Raw genomic sequence first — 22,879 nt, 5'->3', positions numbered from 1 at the left:
TTTTCGCTCGAAATCCGTTGGCCCGAGGGCGGACCGACAGTCATGCTGAAGCGCATGTTCCTTACGATCACCACCACCGGGACCGCCGACAATCCGGCGACTGACCTGGGCTTTCTCCTGCACAAGCACCCGGATCGGGTGCGCGTGGAGAACCAGTCCCACGGCACCGCCCACGTCTTCTACCCGGAGGCCACGGCCCAGCGGTGTACGGCGGCCCTGCTGTTGGAGGTGGACCCCGTCGCGCTCGTCCGCCGCGGGAAGGGCAATGGGCGGGGCGGGGCGCCTGACGCCGCGCTCGCCCAGTACGTCAACGACCGTCCGTACGCGGCCTCCTCGCTGCTCGCCGTCGCGCTCGGCGGGGTGTTCCGCACCGCCCTGAAGGGGCAGTGCGTCCTGCGCCCGGACCTCCCGGACCGGGTGCGCCCGCTGCGCATCGAGATCCCCGTGCTCCCCGCGCGCGGCGGCGCCGCGATGGTGCACCGGCTGTTCGACCCGCTCGGCTGGGACCTCGTACAGGCCGACGCCGTCCCGCTCGACGAGCAGTTCCCCGAGTGGGGGGAATCCCGCTACGTACGTCTCGTGCTGGAGGGCGAGCTGCGGCTTGCCGACGCCCTGCGGCAGCTCTATGTGCTCCTGCCGGTCCTCGACGATGCCAAGCACTACTGGATCGCCGCCGACGAGGTCGACAAGCTGCTGCGCGCCGGGGACGGCTGGCTCGCCGCGCACCCCGAGAACGCGCTGATCAGCTCCCGCTACCTGGCCCGCCACAAGCGGCTGACCCAGGACGCCGTCGAGCGCCTGGAACTGCTCCGACTCGCCGAGTCCGACGGCAGCGAGGTCGAGGAGATCGACAACGCCGTCGACGAGACGCGCGACACGCAGGAGCGGCCCGTACCGCTCGCCGTGCGCCGCCGCGAGGCCGTCCTCGCCGCCCTGCGCACCGCCGGAGCCCAGCGCGTGCTGGACCTCGGCTGTGGACAGGGGCAGTTGGTGCAGGCGCTGCTGGGGGACCCGGCGTACACCGAGATCGTGGGCATGGACGTCTCCGTGCGAGCCCTGACCATCGCCGCCCGGCGGCTGCGGCTGGAGCGGATGGGCGAGCGGCAGAGGTCGCGCGTCACGCTGCTCCAGGGCTCGCTCGCCTACACCGACAAGCGGCTGGCCGGCTACGACGCGGCCGTGCTGAGCGAGGTCATCGAACACCTGGACCTGGAGCGGCTGCCGGCGCTGGAGTACGCGGTGTTCGGCTCGGCCCGGCCCCGCACGGTCCTGGTCACCACCCCCAACGTCGAGTACAACGTCCGCTGGGAGACGCTGCCGGCCGGACACGTTCGGCACGGCGACCACCGTTTCGAGTGGACCCGCGAGGAGTTCCGCGCCTGGGCCGGCCAGGTCGCGGAGCGCTTCGGCTACACCGTCGCGTACGTCCCCGTGGGCGACGACGACCCCGAGGTCGGGCCGCCGACGCAGATGGCCGTCTTCACCCGGGATGCGGCCGGCGACACCGCAGCCACCAACGACTCCCCGAAGGAGGGCGAGGCAGCATGACCACCACCGCAACCCACCGCAGACTTCCCGTCACCGACCTGTCTCTCGTCGTCCTGATCGGGGCCACCGGGTCGGGCAAGTCCACGTTCGCCCGCAAGCACTTCAAGTCCACCGAGGTCATCTCCTCGGACTACTGTCGGGGTCTGGTCCGCGACGACGAGAACGACCAGAGCGCGAGCCGGGACGCCTTCGACGTCCTGCACTACATCGCCGGCAAGCGCCTGGCCGCCGGCCGGCTGACCGTCGTCGACGCGACCAGCGTCCAGGCCGACGCCCGCCGGCAGTTGGTCGCGCTCGCCCGCGAGCACGACGTGCTGCCCATCGCCATCGTCCTGGACATGCCCGAAGAGGTCTGCGCCACGCGCAACGCTGCCCGTCCCGACCGGGCCGGCCTGCCCCGCGCGGTCATCCAGAGGCACCGCCGCGACCTGCGCCGCTCCCTGCGCGGCCTGGAGCGCGAGGGTTTCCGCAAGGTGCACGTGCTGCGCTCCGTCGAGGAGGCGGAGACCGCCGAGGTCGTCCTGGAGAAGCGCTACAACGACCTCACCCACCTCTCCGGTCCCTTCGACATCGTCGGTGACATCCACGGATGCTCCTCCGAGCTGGAGACCCTGCTCGCCCGGCTCGGCTACGAGGACGGCGTCCACCCCGAGGGCCGCACGGCCGTCTTCGTCGGCGACCTCGTCGACCGCGGCCCCGACAGCCCGGGCGTCCTGCGCCGCGTGATGGGCATGGTCGCGTCCGGCAACGCCCTGTGCGTGCCGGGGAACCACGAGAACAAGCTCGGCCGGTACCTCAAGGGCTCCAAGGTCCAGCAGACCCACGGCCTCGCCGAGACCGTCGAGCAGCTCTCCCACGAGCCGCCGGAATTCGTCGAGGAGGTACGGGCCTTCCTCCGCGGCCTCGTCAGCCACTACGTCCTCGACGGCGGGAGGCTGGTGGTCTGTCACGCCGGCCTGCCCGAGAAGTACCACGGCCGTACCTCCGGCCGGGTCCGCTCGCACGCCCTGTACGGGGAGACCACCGGCGAGACGGACGAGTTCGGGCTGCCCGTGCGCTACCCGTGGGCCGAGGACTACCGCGGCAAGGCGGCCGTCGTCTACGGCCACACACCGGTCCCGAACACCGCCTGGATCAACAACACCATCTGCCTCGACACCGGCGCCGTCTTCGGCGGCCGGATGACCGCCCTGCGCTGGCCCGAGCGCGAACTGGTCGACGTGCCGGCCGAAAAGGTCTGGTACGAGCCGGTCAGGCCGCTCGTCACCGACGTGCCCGGCGGCCATGACGGCCGCCCCGTCGACCTGGCCGACGTCCACGGCCGCCGCGTCGTCGAGACCCGGCACCTGGGCAATGTGGGCGTCCGTGAGGAGAACGCGGCCGCGGCCCTGGAGGTCATGAGCCGCTTCGCGGTGGACCCGCGGCTGGTCCCGTACCTGCCGCCCACCATGGCGCCGACCGCCACATCCCGTGAGGACGGCTACCTGGAGCACCCGGCGGAGGCCTTCGCCCAGTACCGCAAGGACGGCATCGCCCGGGTGGTGTGCGAGGAGAAGCACATGGGCTCCCGCGCCACCGTCCTGGTCTGCAAGGACGCCGGTGCCGCCCGCGAGCGGTTCGGTGTGGACGGCCCGACCGGATCCGTCTACACGCGCACCGGACGGCCCTTCTTCCACGACTCCGAGGTCACCGAGGAGGTCCTCGCACGGCTGCGCGCGGCGGTCACCGGCGCCGGGCTGTGGGAGGAGCTGGGCACCGACTGGCTGCTGCTCGACGGGGAGCTGCTGCCCTGGTCGCTGAAGTCGGGTGGCCTGCTGCGCAGCCAGTACGCCGCTGTGGGCGCGGCCTCGCGCTCGGTCTTCCCGGACGTCCTCGGCGCACTGCAGGCGGCCGCTGCCCGCGGCGTCGACACCGGCGGCCTGCTGGAGCGCCAGCGCGGCCGGGCCGAGGACGCGGCGGCCTTCACCGACGCCTACCGCCGCTACTGCTGGAGCACCGACGGGCTGCAGGGGGTGCGGTTCGCACCGTTCCAGGTGCTGGCCTCGGCCGGGCGGTCGCTGGCCGCCGTACCGCACGACCGGCAGCTGGCGTGGCTGGACCGGCTGGTCGAGTCCGACGACCCGGGCACGCCGGGCGGCACCGGCCTGCTGCGCCGCACCGGCCGGATCCTGGTGGACACCGGGGACGAGGACGCCGTACGGGCCGGCACCGACTGGTGGCTGGAGCTGACGGCCGCCGGCGGCGAGGGCATGGTCGTCAAGCCGCTCCAGGCCTACGCCAGGGACGGCCGGGGCCGGCTGGTCCAGCCCGGGGTCAAGGTCCGCGGACGGGAGTACCTGCGGATCATCTACGGCCCGGAGTACACGCGCCCGCAGCAGCTGGAGCGCCTGCGGGAGCGGTTCCTCGGGCACAAGCGCTCGCTCGCGCTGCGGGAGTACGCGCTGGGACTGGAGGCACTGGACCGGCTGGCGGCCGACGAGCCGCTCTGGCGGGTCCACGAGCCGGTCTTCGCGGTCCTCGCCCTGGAGTCGGAGCCGGTCGACCCGCGGCTGTGACGGCGCCGGCGGCCGCCCGCGGCCGCCGGCGTAAAGGCGGAGCCCCCGTACGGCCCCGAATTAGGTCGTATGGGGGAACTTTCGCGGAGAACGCCGGGAAAACCACCGGCGGGATCGTTCATCCAGGGCAGCGGAATGACCGCGACCCTGGAAGGACGGAACGTCACCTATGAAGATGACCGCGCGCGGAAGCATTGCGGCGCTCTTGAGCTGTATGGCCGCGGCCAGTGTGGCCACCCCGGCCGCGGCGGACGGGGTGCCGGTGGGTGTGCCGCTCGAAGGTGTGGAGAGCACGACGGGCCTGGACGTGCCGCGGATCGCGACCGCGGTGCCGCTGCCGGTCGTCGGAGCGCCCGAAGCCCCTCGCATGCACAAGGGCGACATGCTTCCCACGCCGCTGCTCCCGGCGGTCCCGATCGCCACCGAGCTCGGCGGGACGTTGGTCACCTCCCCGCTGCCCAACCTGGCGGGCCGGCCGGAGACGGACGGCGAGGGCTCCTTGGAGTCGCCCGCCACCACCGTGCGCACCCGCACCCCGGGCGCGGTCGTCGGATCCCCGCTCACGATGCCCGACGGGTCCAACTTCGGTCTGCCGAACCTGACCACGCCCAAGCTGGGTCTGCTCACGCCGGAGATCACGGGAGCGCCGGAGGCGCTTCTCGGTGTCGCCGGGCCCCGCTGAGCCGAGGCCACCGCAAAAGGCCGCCCGGTCTGCGAACGTGTACGGCATGGGATTCCACGTCGACTCCGAGACCGGGCGGCTTCGCCGCGTCATCCTCCACCGGCCCGACCTGGAGCTGAAGCGGCTCACGCCGAGCAACAAGGACGCGCTCCTCTTCGACGACGTGCTGTGGGTGCGCAGGGCGCGCCAGGAGCACGACGGCTTCGCGGACGTGCTGCGGGACCGGGGCGTGGAGGTCCACCTCTTCGGGGACCTGCTGTGCGAGGTCCTGGGCGTCCCCGAGGCCCGGCGCCTGGTCCTCGACCGGGTGTTCGACGAGAAGGAGTACGGGCCGCTCGCCACCGACCACCTGCGGTCGGCGTTCGACGGTCTGGCCTCGGCGGAGCTGGCGCAGGCGCTGGTCGGTGGGATGACCAAGCGGGAGTTCCTGGAACGGCACGCCGAGCCGGTGTCGGTGCGCTTCCACGCCCTGGACCTGGACGATTTCCTGCTCGGGCCGCTGCCCAACCACCTCTTCACCCGCGACACCTCCGCCTGGATCTACGACGGGGTCTCGATCAACGCGATGCGCTGGCCCGCCCGGCAGCGCGAGACCGTCCACTTCGAGGCGATCTACCGGCACCACCCGCTCTTCACCAGCTCCGGCGCCTTCCACTATTGGTCCCAGGGGCAGGCGGACTACCCCTCGACGATCGAGGGCGGGGACGTCCTGGTCATCGGCAACGGAGCGGTGCTGATCGGCATGAGCGAGCGGACCACGCCGCAGGCGGTGGAGATGCTCGCGCGGGGCCTGTTCGCCGCAGGGTCGGCGAGGTGCATCGTGGCCCTCGACATGCCGAAGCACCGGGCCTTCATGCACCTGGACACCGTGATGACGATGGTCGACGGAGATACGTTCACTCAGTACGCGGGGCTCGGCATGCTCCCCTCGTACACGATCGAGCCCGGTGACGGGGGCAGCGAGCTGAAGGTGACCGACCACCCCGCCGAGCACATGCACCGGGCCATCGCGGCCGCGCTCTCGCTCGACTCGATCCGGGTGCTGACCGCCACGCAGGACGTGCACTCGGCGCAGCGCGAGCAATGGGACGACGGGTGCAACGTGCTCGCCGTGGAGCCGGGTGTGGTCGTCGCCTACGAGCGGAACGTGACCACCAACACGCACCTGCGCAAGCAGGGCATCGAGGTGATCGAGATCCCGGGCAGCGAGCTGGGGCGGGGTCGCGGTGGACCGCGCTGCATGAGTTGTCCCGTGGAGCGAGACGCCGTCTGAGCGGCGGGGCCGGTTGCGGGGCCGGGGCGGATCGGGGGCGGATCCGGGAGAGGTCACACCGCCATTCTGTATATGAATGCAGTGGGTCGTATAGACTTCCAGCATCCCCTGTTACCGTGACGCTGGAGCGACCTCATGGCCCCCGACCTCAAAGGCCGCAGTTTTCTCAAGGAGCTGGACTTCACGGCCGCCGAGTTCCGCGGCCTGATCGAGCTCGCCGCCGATCTGAAGGCGGCCAAGAAGGCCGGCGTCGAGCAGCGCCTCCTGCGGGGCAGGAACATCGCCCTGATCTTCGAGAAGACCTCGACGCGCACCCGCTGCGCCTTCGAGGTCGCCGCCGCGGACCAGGGAGCCCACACTGTCTACCTCGACCCGGCCGGCTCCCAGATGGGGCACAAGGAGTCGGTCCGGGACACCGCGCGGGTCCTCGGCCGGATGTTCGACGGGATCGAGTACCGGGGCGACAGTCAGGAGGCCGTCGAGGAGCTCGCCACGCACTCGGGCGTGCCGGTCTTCAACGGCCTCACCGACGACTGGCACCCCACCCAGATGCTGGCCGACCTGCTGACGATGACCGAGCACAGCGTCAAGCCCCTGGACCGGATCGCCTTCGCGTACCTCGGCGACGCCCGCTTCAACATGGGCAACTCGTACCTCGTGACGGGCGCCCTGCTCGGCATGGATGTACGGATCGTCGCGCCCCGGAGCTACTGGCCCGCCGAGCCCGTGGTGGCCGCGGCGCGCAGGCTCGCGGCGGACAGCGGTGCGCGGATCACCCTGACCGAGCAGGTCGCCGAGGGTGTCGCCCAGGCCGACTTCGTGGTCACGGACGTGTGGGTGTCCATGGGGGAGCCCAAGGAGGTCTGGGACGAGCGGATCGAGGCCCTGTCCCCGTACGCCGTCACCATGGACGTCCTGCGGGCCACCGGGAACCCGGACGTGAAGTTCATGCACTGCCTGCCGGCCTTCCACGACCTGGGCACCAAGGTGGCCCGGGAGATCCACCAGCGACACGGGCTCGACTCGCTGGAGGTGACGGACGAGGTGTTCGAGTCGGAGCACTCCGTGGTCTTCGACGAGGCCGAGAACCGGCTGCACACCATCAAGGCGGTCCTCGTCGCCACCCTCGGCCGCCCGGGCCCGGGTGACGCATAGTCATACGCGGCGCTTCGGGTGCCGGGGCCGGGTGGGCGGCGACCCTCGGGCGGGCCCCTGCCGGAGGCTCACCGGGTGGACGCCTGCTCTTGCGTTTCTCTGACGGTAGTCACGATCTGGTGATAGCGTGGGTGGTGTGAGCCCTTTCACCGGTTCCACACCAGCGACCGAACGGTGGCACCACCTCCGGGTCACCCGGCGGGACGGCGTCGCCACCGTCACCTTCGACCGCCCCGAGAAGATCAACGCGCTCACCTTCGGCGCCTACGCCGACCTGCGCGATCTCCTCGCCGAACTGTCCCGCGAGCGCTCCGTGCGCGCCCTCGTCCTGGGCGGCGAGGGACGGGGCTTCTGTTCCGGTGGTGACGTCGACGAGATCATCGGCGCCACCCTCGCCATGGACACGGCCCAGCTCCTCGACTTCAACCGGATGACCGGCCAGGTCGTCCGCGCGATCCGGGAGTGCCCCTTCCCGGTGATTGCGGCCGTGCACGGGGTGGCTGCCGGAGCCGGCGCCGTCCTCGCGCTCGCCGCGGACTTCCGGATCGCCGACCCCACCGCGCGCTTCGCCTTCCTCTTCACCCGCGTCGGCCTCTCCGGCGGCGACATGGGCGCCGCCTACCTGCTGCCCCGCGTCGTCGGCCTCGGCCACGCCACCCGCCTGCTCATGCTCGGCGAGCCCGTCCACGCGCCCGAAGCCGAGCGGATCGGCCTGCTCAGCGAACTCACCGAGGAGGGCAAGGCCCACGTGCGGGCCGCCGAACTCGCCGCCCGCCTCGCCGCGGGCCCCTCCCTCGCCCACGCACAGACCAAGGCGCTGCTCACGGCCGAACTCGACATGCCGCTGGCCGCCTCCGTTGAGCTGGACGCGGCCACCCAGGCCCTGCTGATGAACGGCCAGGACTACGCGGAGTTCCACGCGGCCTTCACCGGAAGGCGGCCGCCGGAGTGGAAGGGCAGGTAGCGCCATGCCCCTCGGCAGCGCATTGCGGGTCGCCGTCGTCGGCGGCGGACCGGGAGGGCTGTACACCGCCGCGCTCCTGGCCCGCCGGGGCCACGCCGTGGAGGTGTGGGAGCGCAACGCCCCGGACGACACCTTCGGCTTCGGCGTCGTGCTCTCCGACGAGACCCTCGGTGGCATCGAACGGGCCGACACCACCGTCCACGCCGCCCTGAGCGCGGAGTTCGTGCGCTGGGACGACATCGACGTCGTGCACCGGGGACGGCTGCTGACCTCGGGCGGTCACGGCTTCGCGGCCATCGGACGGCGCAGGCTCCTGGAGATCCTGCACGAGCGCTGCGCCGGGCTCGGCGTCCGGCTCCGCTTCCGCACCGCGGCTCCGGACGTCGCCGAGCTGCGCGCCTCCCACGACCTGGTGGTCGCGGCGGACGGCGTGCACAGCGCGATCCGCGACGCCGATGCCGCGCACTACCGGCCGACCCTGACCGCGGGCCGCTGCCGCTACATCTGGCTCGCCGCCGACTTCGCCTTCGAGGCCTTCCGCTTCGAGATCGCCGAGACCGAGCACGGAGTCGTGCAACTGCACGCCTACCCCTACGCGGCCGACGCCTCCACCGTCATCGTGGAGATGCGCGAGGAGGTCTGGCGGTCGGCCGGCCTCGACCTCTGCGAGGAGGACGAATCGGCGGCCCGCTGCGCCAAGATCTTCAGCGAGGCCCTGCGCGGCCGGCCCCTGCACGGCAACCGCTCCGCCTGGACCCAGTTCCGCACCGTCGTCAACGAGCACTGGTCCCACGGCAACGTGGCGCTCGTCGGCGACGCCGCGCACACCGCCCACTTCTCCATCGGATCCGGCACCAAACTCGCCGTCGAGGACGCCCTCGCCCTCGCCGAAGCGCTGGACGCCGCCGAAGGGGACGTACCGGCCGCCCTCGCCGCCTACGAGGCGGCCCGTCGCCCCGCCGTCGCCAGCACCCAGCGGGCCGCGGCCGCCAGCAGCCGCTGGTTCGAGGAACTCGCCGGATACGCGGACCAGCCCGCCCGGCAGTTCGCCTTCAACCTCCTCACCCGTAGCCGCCGCGTCACGCACGACAACCTGCGGCTGCGCGACGAACGGTTCACCCGCGCCGTGGAACGCGACTTCGGCTGCCCCGACGCGTCCACCCCGCCCATGTTCACCCCGCTCGCCCTGCGCGGCCTGACCCTGCGCAACCGGGTCGTCGTCTCACCCATGGACATGTACTCGGCCGAGGAAGGCATGCCCGGCGACTTCCACCTCGTCCACCTCGGCGCACGGGCCCTCGGCGGAGCCGGGCTCGTGATGACCGAGATGGTCTGCGTCAGCGAAGAGGGCCGCATCACTCCCGGCTGCGCCGGCCTCTACACCCAGGAGCAGGCCGACGCCTGGCGGCGGATCACCGATTTCGTCCACACCGCTGCGCCCGGCACCGCCCTCGGCGTCCAGCTCGGCCACGCCGGCCGCAAGGGCTCGACCAAGGTCATGTGGGAAGGCATGGACGACCCCCTCCCGGACGGCAACTGGCCGCTGGTGGCCGCCTCCGCACTGCCCTACCGGCCGGGCGTCTCCGCCCTGCCGCGCGCCCTGGAGCGGGCGGACCTGACCGCACTGCGCTCCGACTTCGCGGCGGCCGCCGTCCGCGCCGCCGACTGCGGCTTCGACCTGCTCGAACTGCACTGCGCCCACGGCTACCTGCTCTCCGGCTTCCTCTCGCCGCTGACCAACCACCGCACCGACGCCTACGGCGGCTCCCTGGAGAACCGGCTGCGCTTCCCGCTGGAGGTCTTCGACGCCGTCCGCGCGGTCTGGCCCGCCCAGCGCCCCATGACCGTGCGCCTGTCGGCCACCGACTGGGCGCCCGGCGGCACCACGGCGGAGGAGGCGGTGGAGATCGCCGCCGCGTTCGCCGCCCGCGGCGCCGACGCCATCGACGTCTCCACCGGCCAGGTCGTCGCGGACGAGGCCCCCGAGTACGGGCGCTCGTACCAGACCCCGTACGCGGACCGGATCCGCAACGCGCTCGGCGTCCCCGTCATCGCCGTCGGCGCCATCTCCTCCTGGGACGACGTCAACTCCCTGCTGCTGGCCGGCCGGGCGGATCTGTGCGCCCTCGGGCGCCCGCACCTCTACGACCCCCACTGGACCCTGCACGCGGCCGCCGACCAGTCCTACGAGGGCCCGGCAGCCCCCTGGCCCGCCCCCTACCGCGCCGGCAGCCGCAAACCCCCGACGGGCCGCGGCTGACGGCCCGGCCGCGACCGGTTCAGGCCGGGACGATCCGGGCCCGGTCCTCGACCGGCCGGTAGCCCAGCCGCAGGTAGACGCCGTTGCTCGTCGGGTTGGCGAGATCCGTGAAGAGGACGACCTCCGCGGCGCCGGCCGCGTACGCCGCCTCGCTCACCGCGTGCGTGACGCCGGCGGCGTACCCGCGGCCCCGGAACCGGGCCGGGGTGAACACCGGCCCGACGCGGGAGGTGGAGCCGACCGGACGGGAGAAGGACGCCAGCGAGACAGGGGCGCCGCCGTCCTCCCACAGCAGCAGCCCGCCGTACGAGAGCCGGTCGCGCACCTGCGCCTCGGAAGAGCCGGCCGGTATCCCCACCTCGGCGTGGAACGCCTCCAGCCACTCGACGAGCAGCGCGAGATCGGCTTCGGTGGCGACCCGCGCCCGGCCGTCCGGGGAGGGCTGCGGGGCGACCAGCCCGGCCAGCCGGTAGAGCCGCTGCTCCTCGGCGATGACCGTGGACCGGCCCCAGGCCTGTGCCAGGGCCTCCGCGTCCGGACGGCGGGCGTTGATCCCCCGGAGCCCGGCCAGCAGCGGCTCGGCGGTGAGTGCGTCGCCCAGCGCGCGCACCGCCTCCTCGGGCAGCGCGCCGAGCTGCAGCGGATGCGGCGGGGTGCACACCAGAGCGCCGGAGACGGCGCCGTCGGGATTGGTCCACCAGCCGAAGACGGGGGCGCCGGGGCCGAAGGCGTGCAGCCCGCGCCGCTCCAGCGCGTCGGCCACGCTCAGCAGCAGGGTGTTGGGCACGGGCCGCGCGGCCACGGCCGGGCCGGCCGCGGTCCGGTAGGCGGCCAGGTCGGAAGTGAAGGTCCAGGTCATGGCTCATCCTGCCGCGGCCGTGCCGCCGCGCGCACCGGCATTTCCCGTGAGCGGCGCGCCCGGCGGCGGCGCTCGGAGCACGCGGTCCGGCCTACAGCTCCACGAACTCCGCCCCGATGTCCCGCAGCCGGGCGTGGAGTTCGGCGAAGACGGCCGCCGACCGGTCGCCCGGCCAGCCCGCCGGGAGCAGCTCGCGCGGCAGGCCCGGGTCGGCGTACGGCAGGCGGCGCCAGCTGTCCAGTGCGAGGAGGTAGCCGCGGTAGGCATCCTCCGGTGTCGGCCGCGGGCCCGACTGGAGGGCGCGCAGGGCCGGTTCGTGCAGATCGAGGAACTCCTCGTGCTGCTTGGCCAGCGAGGCCAGGTCCCACCAGCGGGCCACCGCCTCGGCGGCCGGGGCGAAGCCGAGGTGGCTGCCGCGGAACAGCTCCACGTACGGCGTCAGGCGCAGCCGCTCCAGCGTGTGCGCGGTCTCCTCCGCCAGCCGGGCGGGGGCGATCCACACGCCCGGCGCCACCGCCCCGAAGCCGAGGCCGGCCAGCCGGGAGCGCAGCAGGTGCCGCTTGGCCCGCTCCTGCTCGGGCACGGAGAAGACCGCCACCAGCCATGCGTCCGACGGCTGCGGGCCGCCGTAGATGCGGCGGTCGCCGTCGTCCAGCAGCCGGCGCGCCTCTGCGGAGAGCCCGTACGCCGCCGAGCCGTCCGCGGCGCGCGCCGGCAGCAGGAAGCCGCGCCGCTTGAGCCGGGACACCGAGGAGCGGACCGACGGGGCGTCGACTCCGGCCGCGCCCAGCAGGCGTACCAGCGCGGACACCGGGACCGGGCCCTCGAAGGCCCGCCCGTAGGCTCCGTAGAACGTGACGATCAGGGATCGCGGAGTGTGCTGCTCGACCACGGCTTCACTCTAGGGGGTGTCCCGGCGGTCGGGCCCGGATCCTTGATCGCGCAGCCGGAAGCGCTGGAGCTTGCCCGTGGCGGTCCGGGGGAGCGCGGGCAGGAAGACGAAGGAGCGCGGGCACTTGTGCGGGGCCAGTTCCGCCCGCATGAAGGTGCGCAGGGCGTCCTCCGTCAGGACGGCCCCTTCACGGGGGACGGTGTACGCCACGACGATCTGCCCGCGTCGTTCGTCCGGGCGGCCCACGACCGCGGCCTCCACCACGTCCGGGTGGCGCAGCAGGGCCTCCTCCACCTCCGGGCCCGCGATGTTGTAGCCCGCGGAGATGATCATGTCGTCGGCCCGGGCGACGTAGCGGAAGTAGCCGTCCGGGTCGCGCACGTAGGTGTCGCCGGTCAGGTTCCAGCCGTCCCGCACGTACTCCGCCTGCCGGGGATCGGCCAGATAGCGGCAGCCCACCGGGCCGCGCACGGCCAGCAGCCCCGGCTCGCCGTCCGGGACCGGACGTCCGGACCGGTCCACGACGCGCGCCTGCCAGCCGGGCACCACCCGGCCGGTCGTGCCGGGGCGGATGTCCTCGTCGGCGGCGGAGATGAAGATGTGCAGCAGCTCGGTCGCCCCGATGCCGTTGATCACGCGCAGACCGGTGCGCTCGTACCAGGCCTTCCAGGTGGCCGCGGGCAGGTTCTCCCCGGCCGAGACGCAGCGGCGCAGTGCGGACAGGTCGTACATGCCCACGTCGTACGGGCCGAGGGCGTCCAGCATCGTCCGGTAGGCGGTGGGCGCGGTGAACAGCACCGTCACCCGGTGCTCCGCGAGCGCGGGCAGCAGCCGGCGCGGCACCGCGTCCTCCAGCAGCAGCGCGCAGGCGCCGGCGCGCAGCGGGAAGACGACGAGTCCGCCCAGGCCGAAGGTGAAGCCGAGGGGCGGGCTGCCCGCGAACACGTCGTCGGGGCGGGGCCGCAGCACATGGCGGGAGAAGGTGTCGGCGACGGCGAGCAGGTCGCGGTGGAAGTGCATGCAGCCCTTGGGCCGCCCGGTGGTGCCGGAGGTGAAAGCGATCAGGGCGACGTCGTCGGCGGAGGTCGCGGCGGCGGGGAAGGGCTTGCCCCGGTGCGCCCGCGCCAGGCGGAGCAGGTCGTCCTCGGCGCCGCCGCCGTAGGCGGTGATCCGCAGCCCCGGCACCTCGGCCTTCACGAGGTCGTCCAGGACGTCCGCGTGGCACAGGGCGTGCCGCACCCGGGCCATCTCGCACACGGTAGCCAGCTCCTGCGCGCGCTGCTGGGGCAGCACGGTGACGGCCACCGCGCCCGCCTTCATGACCGCGAGCCAGCAGGCGGCGAGCCAGGGGCCGGTGGGGCCGCGCAGGAGCACCCGGTTGCCGGGGACGACGCCGAGGTCGCAGGTCAGCACGTGGGCGAGGCCGTCCACGCGGTCGCGCAGCCCGCCGTACGTCCACACCTCGCCGGCGCCGTCGCGGAGGGCCGGACGGTCGGCGCCCTCGGGGCCGAACCGGGCGATGGTCGCGTCGAGCAGCTCGGCCCCGCAGTTCAGCCGGTCCGGATAGGCCAGTTCGGGCAGATCGAAGAGGAGCTCCGGCCAGGCCTGCGCTGGTGGCAGATGGTCGCGCGCGAAGGTGTCGACGTGAGCGGAAGGCTTGAGGTCCAAGGCGGGTTCGCCCCCCTTGCAGCGGTCCGGAGTGGGGTGGGGCCGGCCGTGCGGTCGTTTCTCCCGGCGACCGCCGGGAGGTACTCCAAGGAGCGTATCGTGATGGTGACGGCAGTCAACAGGACGCGATAGAAGCGGGGGCATTCGGATGACCGGATTCGCGCTCGGGGCGGACCAGGAGGAGTGGTGCGCGCGGTGGCGCGCACTGGCGGCGGAGCGACTGAGGCCGCTGGCGGAGAAGGGGGAGCCGGGCAGGGTCAACCGGCCCCTGCTGGCGGCGCTGGGTGAGCTGGGCCTGCTGGAGCGGGTGTTCTCCGCGGGTGCGCTGGAGCTGTGCCTGCTGCGGGAGTCCCTCGCCTACGGCTGTACGGAGGCCGAGACCGCGCTGGCCCTCCAGGGCCTGGGGGCGCACCCGGTCCTGCGGTCGGGCACCGAGGCGCAGAAGGAGCGGTGGCTGCCCGCGGTACGGGCCGGGCGGGCCGTGGCGGCCTTCGCGCTGAGCGAGCCGGGGGCGGGTTCGGACGCGGCGGCGCTGGCGCTGGCCGCGGTTCCGGACGCGGCGGCCGGGCGCGGCGGCTGGCGGCTGACCGGTGAGAAGTGCTGGATCTCCAACGCCCCCGAAGCGGATTTCTACACCGTGTTCGCCCGGACGGGTGAAGGGCCGGGGGCGAAGGGGGTGTCGGCCTTCCTGGTCCCCGCGGACCGCGAGGGTCTCGGCGGGGAGCCGCTGGACATGCTCTCCCCGCATCCCATCGGGTCCCTGCGCTTCGACGGGGTTCCGGTGGGACGGCAGGACCTGCTCGGCGAGCCGGGGCGGGGTTTCCGCGTCGCCATGGACACCCTGAACCTCTTCCGGCCCAGCGTCGGCGCGTTCGCGGTGGGCATGGCCCGGGCCGCGCTGGACGCGACCCTCGCGCACACGGCCGGGCGGACCGCGTTCGGCGGAACGCTGAGCGACCTCCAGGCGGTGGCGCACCGGGTGGCCGAGATGGCCACCCGCACCGAGGCGGCCCGGCTGCTCGTCTACGCGGCGGCCGGTGCCTGTGACCGGGGCGGGGCGGACGTGCCGCGGCGGGTGGCGATGGCGAAGCTGCTGGCCACGGAGACGGCGCAGTATGTCGTGGACCACGCGGTCCAGCTGCACGGTGCGGTCGCCCTGCGTCGGGGGCACCTGCTGGAACACCTCTACCGGGAGGTGCGGGCACCGCGGATCTACGAGGGGGCGAGCGAGGTGCAGCGCACGATCATCGCGAAGGAGCTGTACGGGGCGCTGGGCGCGGAGGTGGCCGGGCGATGAGCCTCGACCGGATCAACCCGGCGGAACTCTCGCCGGCCACGGGCTTCTCCCACGCGGTGGCGGCCACGGGCTCGCGGCTGGTGTTTCTGGCGGGGCAGACCGCGCTGGACGGCGCGGGCAAGGTGGTGGGGGAGACCCTTCCGGAGCAGTTCGAGACGGCGCTGGCCAACCTCCTGTCGGCCCTGGCCGCGGCCGGCGGAGCCCCGGCGGACCTGGCCCGGGTGACGGTGTACGCGGTCGACGTGGCCGCGTACCGCAGCCACGCGGCCGAACTGGGCCGCATCTGGCGGCGGGCGGCGGGCCGTGACTATCCGGCGATGGCCGTCATCGGCGTGGTCCGCCTCTGGGACGACCAGGCCCTGGTCGAACTCGACGGCACGGCGGTCCTCCCGTAGCGGCGTTCCCGATCGTGTCCCTGCGGGGTGCGGGGACGCGGCGGCGGGACGGTGCTCTGCCGTCGGCCGCCCCGGCCCGGCGGTCCAGCCCCGCATGCCGCACGTCCCGCCGGGAACGGCACCGAACCGCTCGGCGCCGGCTGTCGACGGGCCATCGAGGTGACGGCCAGTGGGCCCAGCTGGTTCAGGCGTGGCCGTCCTCCAGGAGGCCGGACATCCACTCCTCGATGCCGGCGACCGTGCGCGGCAGTGCGCCCGACATCAGCCGGGCGCCGTCCGCCGTGATCACCAGGTCGTCCTCGATGCGGACGCCGATGCCCCGCAGCGGTGCGGGAAGGGTCTCGTCGTCGGGCTGGAGGTACAGGCCCGGCTCCACCGTCAGGACCTGGCCCTCCTCCAGGACTCCGTCCAGGTACGTCTCGGCCCGGGCCTTCGCGCAGTCGTGCACGTCGAGCCCCAGCATGTGGCCGCTGCTGCACAGGGTGTACCGCCGGTGCAGGTCGCCCTCGGCGTTCTTCAGGACGCCCCACTCGGCCAGGCCTTCGGCGATCACCCGCATCCCGGCGCGGTGGAAGTCCCCGAAGCGCGCCCCGGGGCGCAGTGCCGCGATGCCCGCCTCCTGGGCGGCCAGCACCAGTTCGTAGACCTGCCGCTGGACGGGTGAGAAGCGGCCCGACAGCGGGAGGGTGCGGGTGATGTCCGCGGTGTAGAGGGTGTCCGTCTCCACGCCCGCGTCCAGGAGGAGCAGTTCGCTCCCGTCCAGCCGGCCGTCGTTGCGGATCCAGTGCAGGGTGCACGCGTGGGCGCCCGACGCGGCGATCGTCTCGTAGCCGGTGCCGTTGCCCTCGGCCCGGGCGCGCAGGCCGAAGACCCCCTCGATCCATCGTTCCCCGCGCGGGTGCGCCAGGGCCTGCGGCAGGGACCGTACGACGTCCTCGAATCCCGTCGTCGTGTGGTCGACGGCCAGTTGCAGCTGCTCTACCTCCCAAGCGTCCTTGACCAGGCGCAATTCCGACAGTGCCGCGGCGAGTTCCGGGTCGGTGGCCGCGTTGCGGCCTTCCGGCGGGCCGAGCGGATCGAGGCGTGTGCAGCGGATCCCGGTCAGGCGCTCCGCCTCGGCGAGGTCCGGACGGCGCCCCACCCAGAACTCCCCGTACCGGCGGTCCCGGTAGAACTCCCCGTCCCCGTCGGCTCGCGGCGAGCGGGGTCGCAGGTGGAGCACGGCCTCGTGCGCGTGCGGACCCGACGGCTCCATGACCAGTACGTGCCCCGCCTGGTCCTCCCCGGTGAGGCCGGTCAGCCAGGCGTACGCGCTGTGCGGGCGGAAGCGGTGGTCGCAGTCGTTGGAGCGGACCGTCAGCTCGCCCGCGGGGACGATCAGCCGCTCGCCCGGGAAGCGGGCCGAAAGCCGCGCCCGGCGGGCCGGGGTGACGTCGTGTGCCGCGGCCCGCGCGGAGGGAGGGAGCGGGGAGGGTGCCCAGCCGCCCGCCATGAACCGGGACAACTCCGGTGACACCGGACGGTCGTGGCTGCCCGTGTTGAGGTGGGCGGGGGATTCGGTCACGGGGGCTCCTTCATGGAAGACGCGAACTGGTGGGCGCATAGGTCTTGTCAGTGCAATTTCACATTACTATGTTACAGCTCACACCGCGGCACGTTAATCCCCGTCAAACGCCGCGTGACGCAGGGCAGTTCACGCACCACCCCCCACCTCACCCTCTCCGAACAGGAGTTCTCGGTGCTCAAGCACAGAGCTGTGCGCTCTTCCCTCCTCGCCTCCGCCATTGCGGTGACCCTCCTCGCCACCGCGGCGCAGGGCACCACGCAGGCCGCCGAGTCCGCGGCCCCCGCCGCCTTCACGGGCGCTCAGGCCGCCGCAACCGCCGCCGCGGCCCCCGGCCCCACGGGGAACCCCTTCGACGAGGTCGACCGCTTCGCCGAGGCCAAGGACAACGCCCCCGCCCCCGCCCCGGCCCCGGGCGGGCTGAACCTCTCCGGCCAGGTGCCCGGCGCGGCCCCCGCCGGCGGGTCGGTCCAGGAGCTGGAGAAGCGGGGCAAGGCGGCCGCGTTGTCACCCACCGCGAAGAGCGTCGCCGCAGGCGTCCCCTGCACCCTCGACGGGATCACGAACCTCACGCCCGAGCAGTTCGCCGACTTCCTCGCCGACCAGGCCGTCCTGGCCGACGGCTGCCTGCGCGGACTGATCTGGACCTGGGACGCCCGCCTGGCCCCGGTCATGTCGGACGCGCACGTCCAGGCCGTGTCCCGCCGGATATCCGCCCTGGCCGCCGCCCACGACGGCCGCAACTCCTCCCACCTGGAGGAGATGTTCACGTACCTGCACGCCGTCGCCTACCACGACTTCTCGCGCGATGAGATCGACATCACCGACGCCCCGACGGTCGCCGCGATACGCGAGGCCATCGACGCCTTCGGAGGCGCGGCGCGGACCTTCGACGTCACTCCCGCCAACGCCCGCACCCTGCGCGAGGCCCTCTATGCCGCCGGCCCCGGCCTGCGCCAGCACCAGCTCGGCCTGGTGCGAAAGGTCCTGGCCACCATGGACCCGGCCCACCCGGCCACCCACCTGGACCCCGCGTGGGCGGGCGCCGTGCTCGCCGCGCTCTCCACCAACTACCTCGGCGTCTACCCGGGCAACCAGGACACCGCCTTCCACGCGGCCGTGGCCGCCGACCCCGCCTACCGTGCCGCCTTCAAGGCCTTCTCCGGCTACACGCACCTCAAGGGCACGGCCAACGCCTGGGTGGTGCGCGACGCGCTCAGCGAGTACGCCCGCTTCGGCCAGGTCGAGGGCCTGCGCGACCCGATCGTCGCCGACCTCGGCGCGATGCTCGGCTCCCTGAAGGCCGGCTTCGGCGACGGCAGCGAGCCGTGGGCCAAGGTCGTCTCCTGGCTCAACTTCTACGAGGCCTGCACGCCGTACGGGGTGTGCCGGGAGGACATCGAGAAGCAGCTGTTCCCCTACACCTACACCTACGACAACGGCGCCATCAAGGTCCGCACCGGCCTCGACCGGGCCACCGTCGACCAGCTCTACTACGCCAGCAAGCAGGTCAAGGCCCAGTACCACCGCGTCCTGGGGACCGACCAGCCGCTCGCGGGCGACCCCAACGCCACCCTGAACATCGTGCTCTACGGCTCCCGCGCCGACTACGTGAACTACCACCCGATCCTGACCGGCTACGACACCAACAACGGCGGCATCTACATCGAGAACGGCGCCACCTTCTACACCTACCAGCGCCGCGTCCCGCAGGACTCCTCCCTCACCCTTGAGGAGCTCTTCCGTCACGAGTACACGCACTACCTCAACGGCCGCTTCGCCGTCCCCGGCTTCTTCGGCCAGGGCCCCTGGTACGAGAGCGACCGCACGACCGCCATGGACGAGGGCACGGCCGAGTTCTTCGACGGCGCCACCCGCGACAACGGCATCGCCGTCCGCAAGTCCCTGGTGAAGAGCATCATCAGCGACACGGCCGGCGGCGGCCCGCGCATGACCGTCGAGCAGCTGCTGAACGCCACCTACGCCGGCGACGGCTTCCGCTTCTACAGCTACGCCGGCACCTTCTTCGAGTTCCTGTGGACCGAGAAGCCCTCGCTGTTGCGCGAGATGTACACCCACCTGCGCGCCGACGACGTCGCGGCGTACGACGCCTGGCGCCACCGGATGGGGGCCGACACCTACCTCCAGCGCGACTACGACCGCTTCCTGGACGCCCAGATCGCCAAGGTCGATCAGCTCTTCGTGCCGAACACCTCCTTCACCCCCAACGATCAGCTGCGCGACTCGGCGCTCGCCTCGGTGAAGTCGTCCTTCGCCGCGGCCACCTACAACACCCCGGACTGCGTGGAGAACGGCGACCCGGGCAAGCGCCGCTTCACCTGCACGGGCCGGATCACCGCGAACCTGAAGAACTGGCGCAGCGACGACCAGAACTTCAAGGACATGTCGGAGACGGTCGACTACTTCATCCTCGACCGGGCGGGCGCCGCCTCCAACAACCTCGCCGACATGAACTGCTCCTTCGGTCCGCCGGAGATCTGGAGCAACAAGGTCGCCGCGACGTCGAGCTACAGCTGTGAGGGGCCGCTGCGCAGCTGACGGGTACCGGACCGGTCCCGCGCCCGAGGGGGGCGCGGGACCGGTCTGGGCAGGCACTAAAGAATGTGACATATTACTGTCGTGCTCAAGAGACATCCTCTGGACGTCGTGATCATCGGTGCCGGCGTCGTCGGAGCGGCCTGCGCCTACTACGCGGCCCGCGCCGGACTCTCCGTGGCCGTCGTCGACCGCGGTCCCGTCGCGGGCGGCACCACCGGCGCCGGCGAAGGCAACCTGCTCGTCTCCGACAAGGAGGCGGGCCCCGAACTCGACCTCGCCCTGCTCTCCGCGCGGTTGTGGACGCAACTGGCCGAGGTCCTCCCGCGGGAGGTCGAGTACGAGCCCAAGGGCGGGCTCGTCGTCGCCCCGGACGAGGCCACCGTGAAGGCCCTGCGGAGCTTCGCCGAGGGCCAGCGCGCGGCCGGGGTCGACGCGGTCGAGGTCCCCGCGCACGCCCTGCACGACCTGGAGCCCCACCTGGCCCCGGACCTGGCAGGGGGATTCCACTACCCGCAGGACGCGCAGGTCCAGCCGGCGCAGGCCGCGGCCCGGCTGCTGGCCGCCTCGGGCGCCGCGGCGTACCTCGGCGAGGAGGTGACGGAGGTCCTGCTGGACCGCGGCGTCGTGCGAGGCGTCCGCACCCCCCGCCGCGAACTCCGGGCCCCCGCCGTGGTGAACGCGGCCGGCACCTGGGGCGGGCACATCGCCTCGCTGGCCGGCACCGACCTGCCCGTCCTCCCGCGCCGCGGCTTCGTCCTGGTGACCGAACCGCTGCCGCGAGTGGTCCGGCACAAGGTCTACGCGGCCGACTACATCGCGGACGTCGCCAGCGGCTCCGCCGCCCTGCAGTCCTCGGCCGTGGTGGAGGGCACCCCCTCGGGACCGGTCCTGATCGGCGCCACCCGTGAGCGGGTCGGCTTCGACCGGAGCCTGTCGACCGAGGCGCTGCGCCGGCTGGCCTCCCAGGCCGCGGAGCTCTTCCCCGTCCTGTCCGGCGTGCGGGTCCTGCGCACCTACCACGGCTTCCGCCCCTACCTGCCCGACCACCTCCCGGCGATCGGCCCGGACCCCCGCCGCCCCGGACTGCTGCACGCCTGCGGCCACGAGGGCGCCGGCATCGGCCTGGCCCCGGCCACCGGGCTGATGATCGCCGCCGCGCTGACGGGGGCCGAACCCCCGCTGCCCGCCCACCCCTTCCGCCCGGACCGCTTCGGCGCCGGCCCGATCCCCGCCGACACCCCCGAGGAGCACTCCTGATGCGCAGCCCCCGCTCGCTGGTCGGCGGCAGCCCGGCGGCCGCGTACGAGATCACCTTCGACGGCCGTGAACTGCCCGCCCTGCCCGGCCAGAGCGTCGCCGCGGTGCTCTGGGCCGCCGGGATCCTCGCCTGGCGCACCACCCGGGAGGGCGGCGCGCCGCGCGGCGCCTTCTGTGGGATCGGCAGCTGCTACGACTGCCTCGTCACCGTCAACGGCCGCCCGAACCAGCGCGCCTGCCTGGTCCCCGCCCGGCCCGGCGACGCCGTCACCACCCAGGAGGGAACCGGCCATGCCGACCTCGCCGTCTGACCCCGCCGAGCCGCCCCGCGCCGGGGGCCGGCCCGGATCCGCACAGCCGTCCGGGTCCGCCGGTCCGTCCCGGCCCCCGGAGCCGTCCGCACAGCCGTCTGCGTCCGCCGCGTCCGCCGGGTCTGCCGGGTCCGGCGCGCCGGGCGGTGCCGAGCCGGTCGACCTGGCCGTGGTCGGGGCCGGGCCGGCCGGACTGGCCGCGGCCGTCACCGCCGCCGGGCTCGGACTCCGAGTGGCCCTCCTCGACGCGGGCGACGCCCCCGGCGGGCAGTACTACCGCCACCCCGCACCGGGCCTCGGTGCCGCCCGCCCCGAGGCCCTGCACCACGGCTGGGCCGAGTTCACGGCCCGCGCGGCCGCCCTGCGCGCCCACGAGTCGGCCGGCCGGATCGTCTACCTGCCGCTCCATCACGTGTGGACGGTGGCACCGCGAGAGGGCGGCTGGACCCTGCACGCCGTCGCCGGCCACGCCCCCGACGAGCGGGCCGCGGCGGTCGCGGCCCGCGCCGTGCTCGTCGCCACCGGCGCCTACGAGCGCCAACTGCCCTTCCCCGGCTGGACGCTGCCCGGAGTGGTCGGGGCCGGTGGGGCGCAGGCCATGCTCAAGGGCGGACTGGTGCTGCCGGGCCGGCGCGTGGTGGTCGCCGGCAGTGGTCCGCTCCTGCTCGCGGTGGCCGGGTCCCTCGCCGCCGCCGGAGCCGCCGTGCCCGCCGTGGTGGAGGCCGCCGCCTACACCGCGTACGCGGGTCAGGTGCCCGCGCTGCTGCGCAATCCCGGCAAGCTCGTCGAGGCCGCCGCCTACGGGGGAGCCCTGGCCCGTGGCCACGTCCGGCTGCTGACCCGGCACGCCGTCACGCAGGCCCACGGCACCGGCCGGATCGAGGCCGTCACCGTGTCCCGACTCGACCGCGACTGGCGTCCGCTGCCCGGCACCGCCCGCCGGATCCCCTGTGACGCGCTCGCCGTCGGCCACGGGCTCGTGCCCCAGCTCGAACTCGCCACCGGACTCGGGTGCGCCACCCGGACCGGCCTCGACGGCACCGTCGCCCTGGAGGTCGACGCCGGGCAGCGCACCTCGGTCCCCGGCATCTGGTCCGCGGGGGAGACCGGCGGCATCGGCGGTGCCCAGCTGGCCCTGGCCGAAGGCGAGCTGGCCGCGCACTCCGTCGCGGCGGCGCTGCGCCCGGGGCGGCCGGCCCCGGGCGACGGGGCCCGCCTGACCTGCCTCGCCCGCCGCCGCGACCGGCTGCGCGCCTTCGCCGACGCGATGGCCGCGGCCCACCGGCCGGGCGCGGGCTGGACCGGCTGGCTCCGGGACGATGCCGTGGTGTGCCGCTGCGAGGAGGTCCCGGCCGGCCGGATCCGCGAGGCGGCCGGTGACCTCGGGGCGCGGGACGCCCGTACGGTCAAACTCCTCACCCGGGCCGGCATGGGTTGGTGCCAGGGCCGCATGTGCGGTCCGGCCGTCGCCGCCCTGGCCGGAGGGGAACCCGCCGCGGACCGCCGTCCCCTCTCCTGTCCGGTCCCGCTGCGCGACCTCGCCGGACTTCCCGCCACCGACCGCTGATCGGGGGTGGCGTGGCCCTTGTGGCCGCACCGCACCCACTAGTAAAATGTCACACACCACACTAGGGAGCCTC

General features: G+C 73.6%; 17 protein-coding genes. 13 read left to right on the top strand and 4 right to left on the bottom strand.

What is annotated here, in order from left to right; all coding sequences use genetic code 11:
• Nucleotides 1-54: 54 nt before the first annotated feature.
• From AW27_RS07115 to AW27_RS07085, 7 genes are all read left to right on the top strand, one after another.
• Nucleotides 55-1,548, top strand: coding sequence for a 3' terminal RNA ribose 2'-O-methyltransferase Hen1 (locus AW27_RS07115; protein ID WP_037917697.1), 1,494 nt, complete (start codon nucleotides 55-57; stop codon nucleotides 1,546-1,548).
• Nucleotides 1,545-4,103: a polynucleotide kinase-phosphatase gene (locus tag AW27_RS07110; protein WP_037915159.1), complete on the top strand. Its 2,559-nt coding sequence runs from the start codon at nucleotides 1,545-1,547 to the stop codon at nucleotides 4,101-4,103. Before AW27_RS07115 ends, AW27_RS07110 begins: the two co-directional genes overlap by 4 nt.
• 214 nt (nucleotides 4,104-4,317) lie before the next feature.
• Complete coding sequence (locus tag AW27_RS07105) at nucleotides 4,318-4,785, top strand: hypothetical protein (protein WP_236647423.1); 468 nt, start codon at nucleotides 4,318-4,320, stop codon at nucleotides 4,783-4,785.
• Between the two features lie 46 nt (nucleotides 4,786-4,831).
• Complete coding sequence (locus AW27_RS07100; RefSeq protein WP_037915166.1) at nucleotides 4,832-6,058, top strand: arginine deiminase; 1,227 nt, start codon at nucleotides 4,832-4,834, stop codon at nucleotides 6,056-6,058.
• A 135-nt stretch (nucleotides 6,059-6,193) separates the two neighbouring features.
• Entirely contained in the window at nucleotides 6,194-7,213 is a 1,020-nt protein-coding gene (gene argF, locus AW27_RS07095) for an ornithine carbamoyltransferase (RefSeq protein WP_037915169.1), read from the top strand.
• 136 nt (nucleotides 7,214-7,349) lie between these two features.
• Complete coding sequence (locus tag AW27_RS07090) at nucleotides 7,350-8,177, top strand: enoyl-CoA hydratase family protein (RefSeq protein WP_037915172.1); 828 nt, start codon at nucleotides 7,350-7,352, stop codon at nucleotides 8,175-8,177.
• A 4-nt stretch (nucleotides 8,178-8,181) separates the two neighbouring features.
• Nucleotides 8,182-10,437 (top strand): bifunctional salicylyl-CoA 5-hydroxylase/oxidoreductase, encoded by a 2,256-nt coding sequence (locus tag AW27_RS07085; RefSeq protein WP_037915175.1) that lies wholly within the window; start codon nucleotides 8,182-8,184, stop codon nucleotides 10,435-10,437.
• Nucleotides 10,438-10,456: 19 nt separating this feature from the next.
• On the opposite strand, the gene AW27_RS07080 is transcribed toward AW27_RS07085, so the two are convergent.
• The 3 genes from AW27_RS07080 to AW27_RS07070 all read right to left on the bottom strand — a co-directional run bounded on the left by AW27_RS07080 (nucleotide 10,457) and on the right by AW27_RS07070 (nucleotide 13,856).
• Entirely contained in the window at nucleotides 10,457-11,296 is an 840-nt protein-coding gene (locus tag AW27_RS07080; protein WP_037915178.1) for a GNAT family N-acetyltransferase, read from the bottom strand.
• A 91-nt stretch (nucleotides 11,297-11,387) separates the two neighbouring features.
• The gene (locus AW27_RS07075) at nucleotides 11,388-12,188 is read right to left on the bottom strand and encodes a PaaX family transcriptional regulator (protein ID WP_037915181.1); all 801 of its coding nucleotides are present in this window, start codon (nucleotides 12,186-12,188) and stop codon (nucleotides 11,388-11,390) included.
• A gap of 9 nt (nucleotides 12,189-12,197) precedes the next feature.
• Nucleotides 12,198-13,856, bottom strand: a complete 1,659-nt coding sequence (locus AW27_RS07070) for an AMP-binding protein (RefSeq protein WP_037915184.1) — start codon at nucleotides 13,854-13,856, stop codon at nucleotides 12,198-12,200.
• A gap of 148 nt (nucleotides 13,857-14,004) precedes the next feature.
• Here AW27_RS07070 and AW27_RS07065 point away from each other — a divergent pair, with 148 nt between their 5' ends.
• Together AW27_RS07065 and AW27_RS07060 are read left to right on the top strand one after the other, a co-directional pair.
• The gene (locus AW27_RS07065) at nucleotides 14,005-15,153 is read left to right on the top strand and encodes an acyl-CoA dehydrogenase family protein (RefSeq protein ID WP_037915187.1); all 1,149 of its coding nucleotides are present in this window, start codon (nucleotides 14,005-14,007) and stop codon (nucleotides 15,151-15,153) included.
• The gene (locus AW27_RS07060; protein WP_037915190.1) at nucleotides 15,150-15,548 is read left to right on the top strand and encodes a RidA family protein; all 399 of its coding nucleotides are present in this window, start codon (nucleotides 15,150-15,152) and stop codon (nucleotides 15,546-15,548) included. The genes AW27_RS07065 and AW27_RS07060 overlap by 4 nt, the downstream gene beginning before the upstream one ends.
• A 184-nt stretch (nucleotides 15,549-15,732) precedes the next feature.
• Here the strand turns inward: AW27_RS07060 and AW27_RS07055 are convergent, their stop codons facing one another.
• Nucleotides 15,733-17,151, bottom strand: a complete 1,419-nt coding sequence (locus tag AW27_RS07055) for an aminopeptidase P family protein (protein ID WP_078555725.1) — start codon at nucleotides 17,149-17,151, stop codon at nucleotides 15,733-15,735.
• Nucleotides 17,152-17,286: 135 nt separating this feature from the next.
• Here AW27_RS07055 and AW27_RS07050 point away from each other — a divergent pair, with 135 nt between their 5' ends.
• The 4 genes from AW27_RS07050 (at nucleotide 17,287) to AW27_RS07035 (ending at nucleotide 22,806) form a co-directional block, all read left to right on the top strand.
• The gene (locus tag AW27_RS07050) at nucleotides 17,287-19,671 is read left to right on the top strand and encodes a collagenase (RefSeq protein ID WP_037915196.1); all 2,385 of its coding nucleotides are present in this window, start codon (nucleotides 17,287-17,289) and stop codon (nucleotides 19,669-19,671) included.
• An 81-nt stretch (nucleotides 19,672-19,752) separates the two neighbouring features.
• Nucleotides 19,753-20,928, top strand: coding sequence for an NAD(P)/FAD-dependent oxidoreductase (locus AW27_RS07045; protein WP_037915200.1), 1,176 nt, complete (start codon nucleotides 19,753-19,755; stop codon nucleotides 20,926-20,928).
• Nucleotides 20,928-21,239 carry a (2Fe-2S)-binding protein gene (locus AW27_RS07040; RefSeq protein WP_037915203.1) on the top strand — a complete coding sequence of 104 codons (312 nt, stop codon included), beginning with the start codon at nucleotides 20,928-20,930 and terminating at the stop codon, nucleotides 21,237-21,239. The genes AW27_RS07045 and AW27_RS07040 overlap by 1 nt, the downstream gene beginning before the upstream one ends.
• Complete coding sequence (locus AW27_RS07035) at nucleotides 21,220-22,806, top strand: FAD/NAD(P)-dependent oxidoreductase (RefSeq protein ID WP_078555728.1); 1,587 nt, start codon at nucleotides 21,220-21,222, stop codon at nucleotides 22,804-22,806. Before AW27_RS07040 ends, AW27_RS07035 begins: the two co-directional genes overlap by 20 nt.
• Nucleotides 22,807-22,879 lie beyond the last annotated feature (73 nt).

Source organism: Streptomyces sp. PCS3-D2 (assembly GCF_000612545.2).
GTDB lineage: Bacteria > Actinomycetota > Actinomycetes > Streptomycetales > Streptomycetaceae > Streptomyces.
Note: the sequence above shows the minus strand (reverse complement) of the source record. Positions and strands in the feature narration are given on the sequence as shown.

Excerpts from the sequence above, each read along its gene's own strand:
- AW27_RS07065 (WP_037915187.1), top strand. The coding sequence starts at position 14,005 with ATGACCGGATTCGCGCTCGGGGCGGACCAGGAGGAGTGGTGCGCGCGG.
- AW27_RS07060 (WP_037915190.1), top strand. The coding sequence starts at position 15,150 with ATGAGCCTCGACCGGATCAACCCGGCGGAACTCTCGCCGGCCACGGGC.
- argF (WP_037915169.1), top strand. The coding sequence starts at position 6,194 with ATGGCCCCCGACCTCAAAGGCCGCAGTTTTCTCAAGGAGCTGGACTTC.
- AW27_RS07105 (WP_236647423.1), top strand. The coding sequence starts at position 4,318 with ATGGCCGCGGCCAGTGTGGCCACCCCGGCCGCGGCGGACGGGGTGCCG.
- AW27_RS07055 (WP_078555725.1), bottom strand. The coding sequence starts at position 17,151 with ATGCGCCCACCAGTTCGCGTCTTCCATGAAGGAGCCCCCGTGACCGAA.
- AW27_RS07115 (WP_037917697.1), top strand. The coding sequence starts at position 55 with ATGTTCCTTACGATCACCACCACCGGGACCGCCGACAATCCGGCGACT.
- AW27_RS07040 (WP_037915203.1), top strand. The coding sequence starts at position 20,928 with ATGCGCAGCCCCCGCTCGCTGGTCGGCGGCAGCCCGGCGGCCGCGTAC.
- AW27_RS07035 (WP_078555728.1), top strand. The coding sequence starts at position 21,220 with ATGCCGACCTCGCCGTCTGACCCCGCCGAGCCGCCCCGCGCCGGGGGC.
- AW27_RS07080 (WP_037915178.1), bottom strand. The coding sequence starts at position 11,296 with ATGACCTGGACCTTCACTTCCGACCTGGCCGCCTACCGGACCGCGGCC.
- AW27_RS07110 (WP_037915159.1), top strand. The coding sequence starts at position 1,545 with ATGACCACCACCGCAACCCACCGCAGACTTCCCGTCACCGACCTGTCT.
- AW27_RS07085 (WP_037915175.1), top strand. The coding sequence starts at position 8,182 with ATGCCCCTCGGCAGCGCATTGCGGGTCGCCGTCGTCGGCGGCGGACCG.
- AW27_RS07100 (WP_037915166.1), top strand. The coding sequence starts at position 4,832 with ATGGGATTCCACGTCGACTCCGAGACCGGGCGGCTTCGCCGCGTCATC.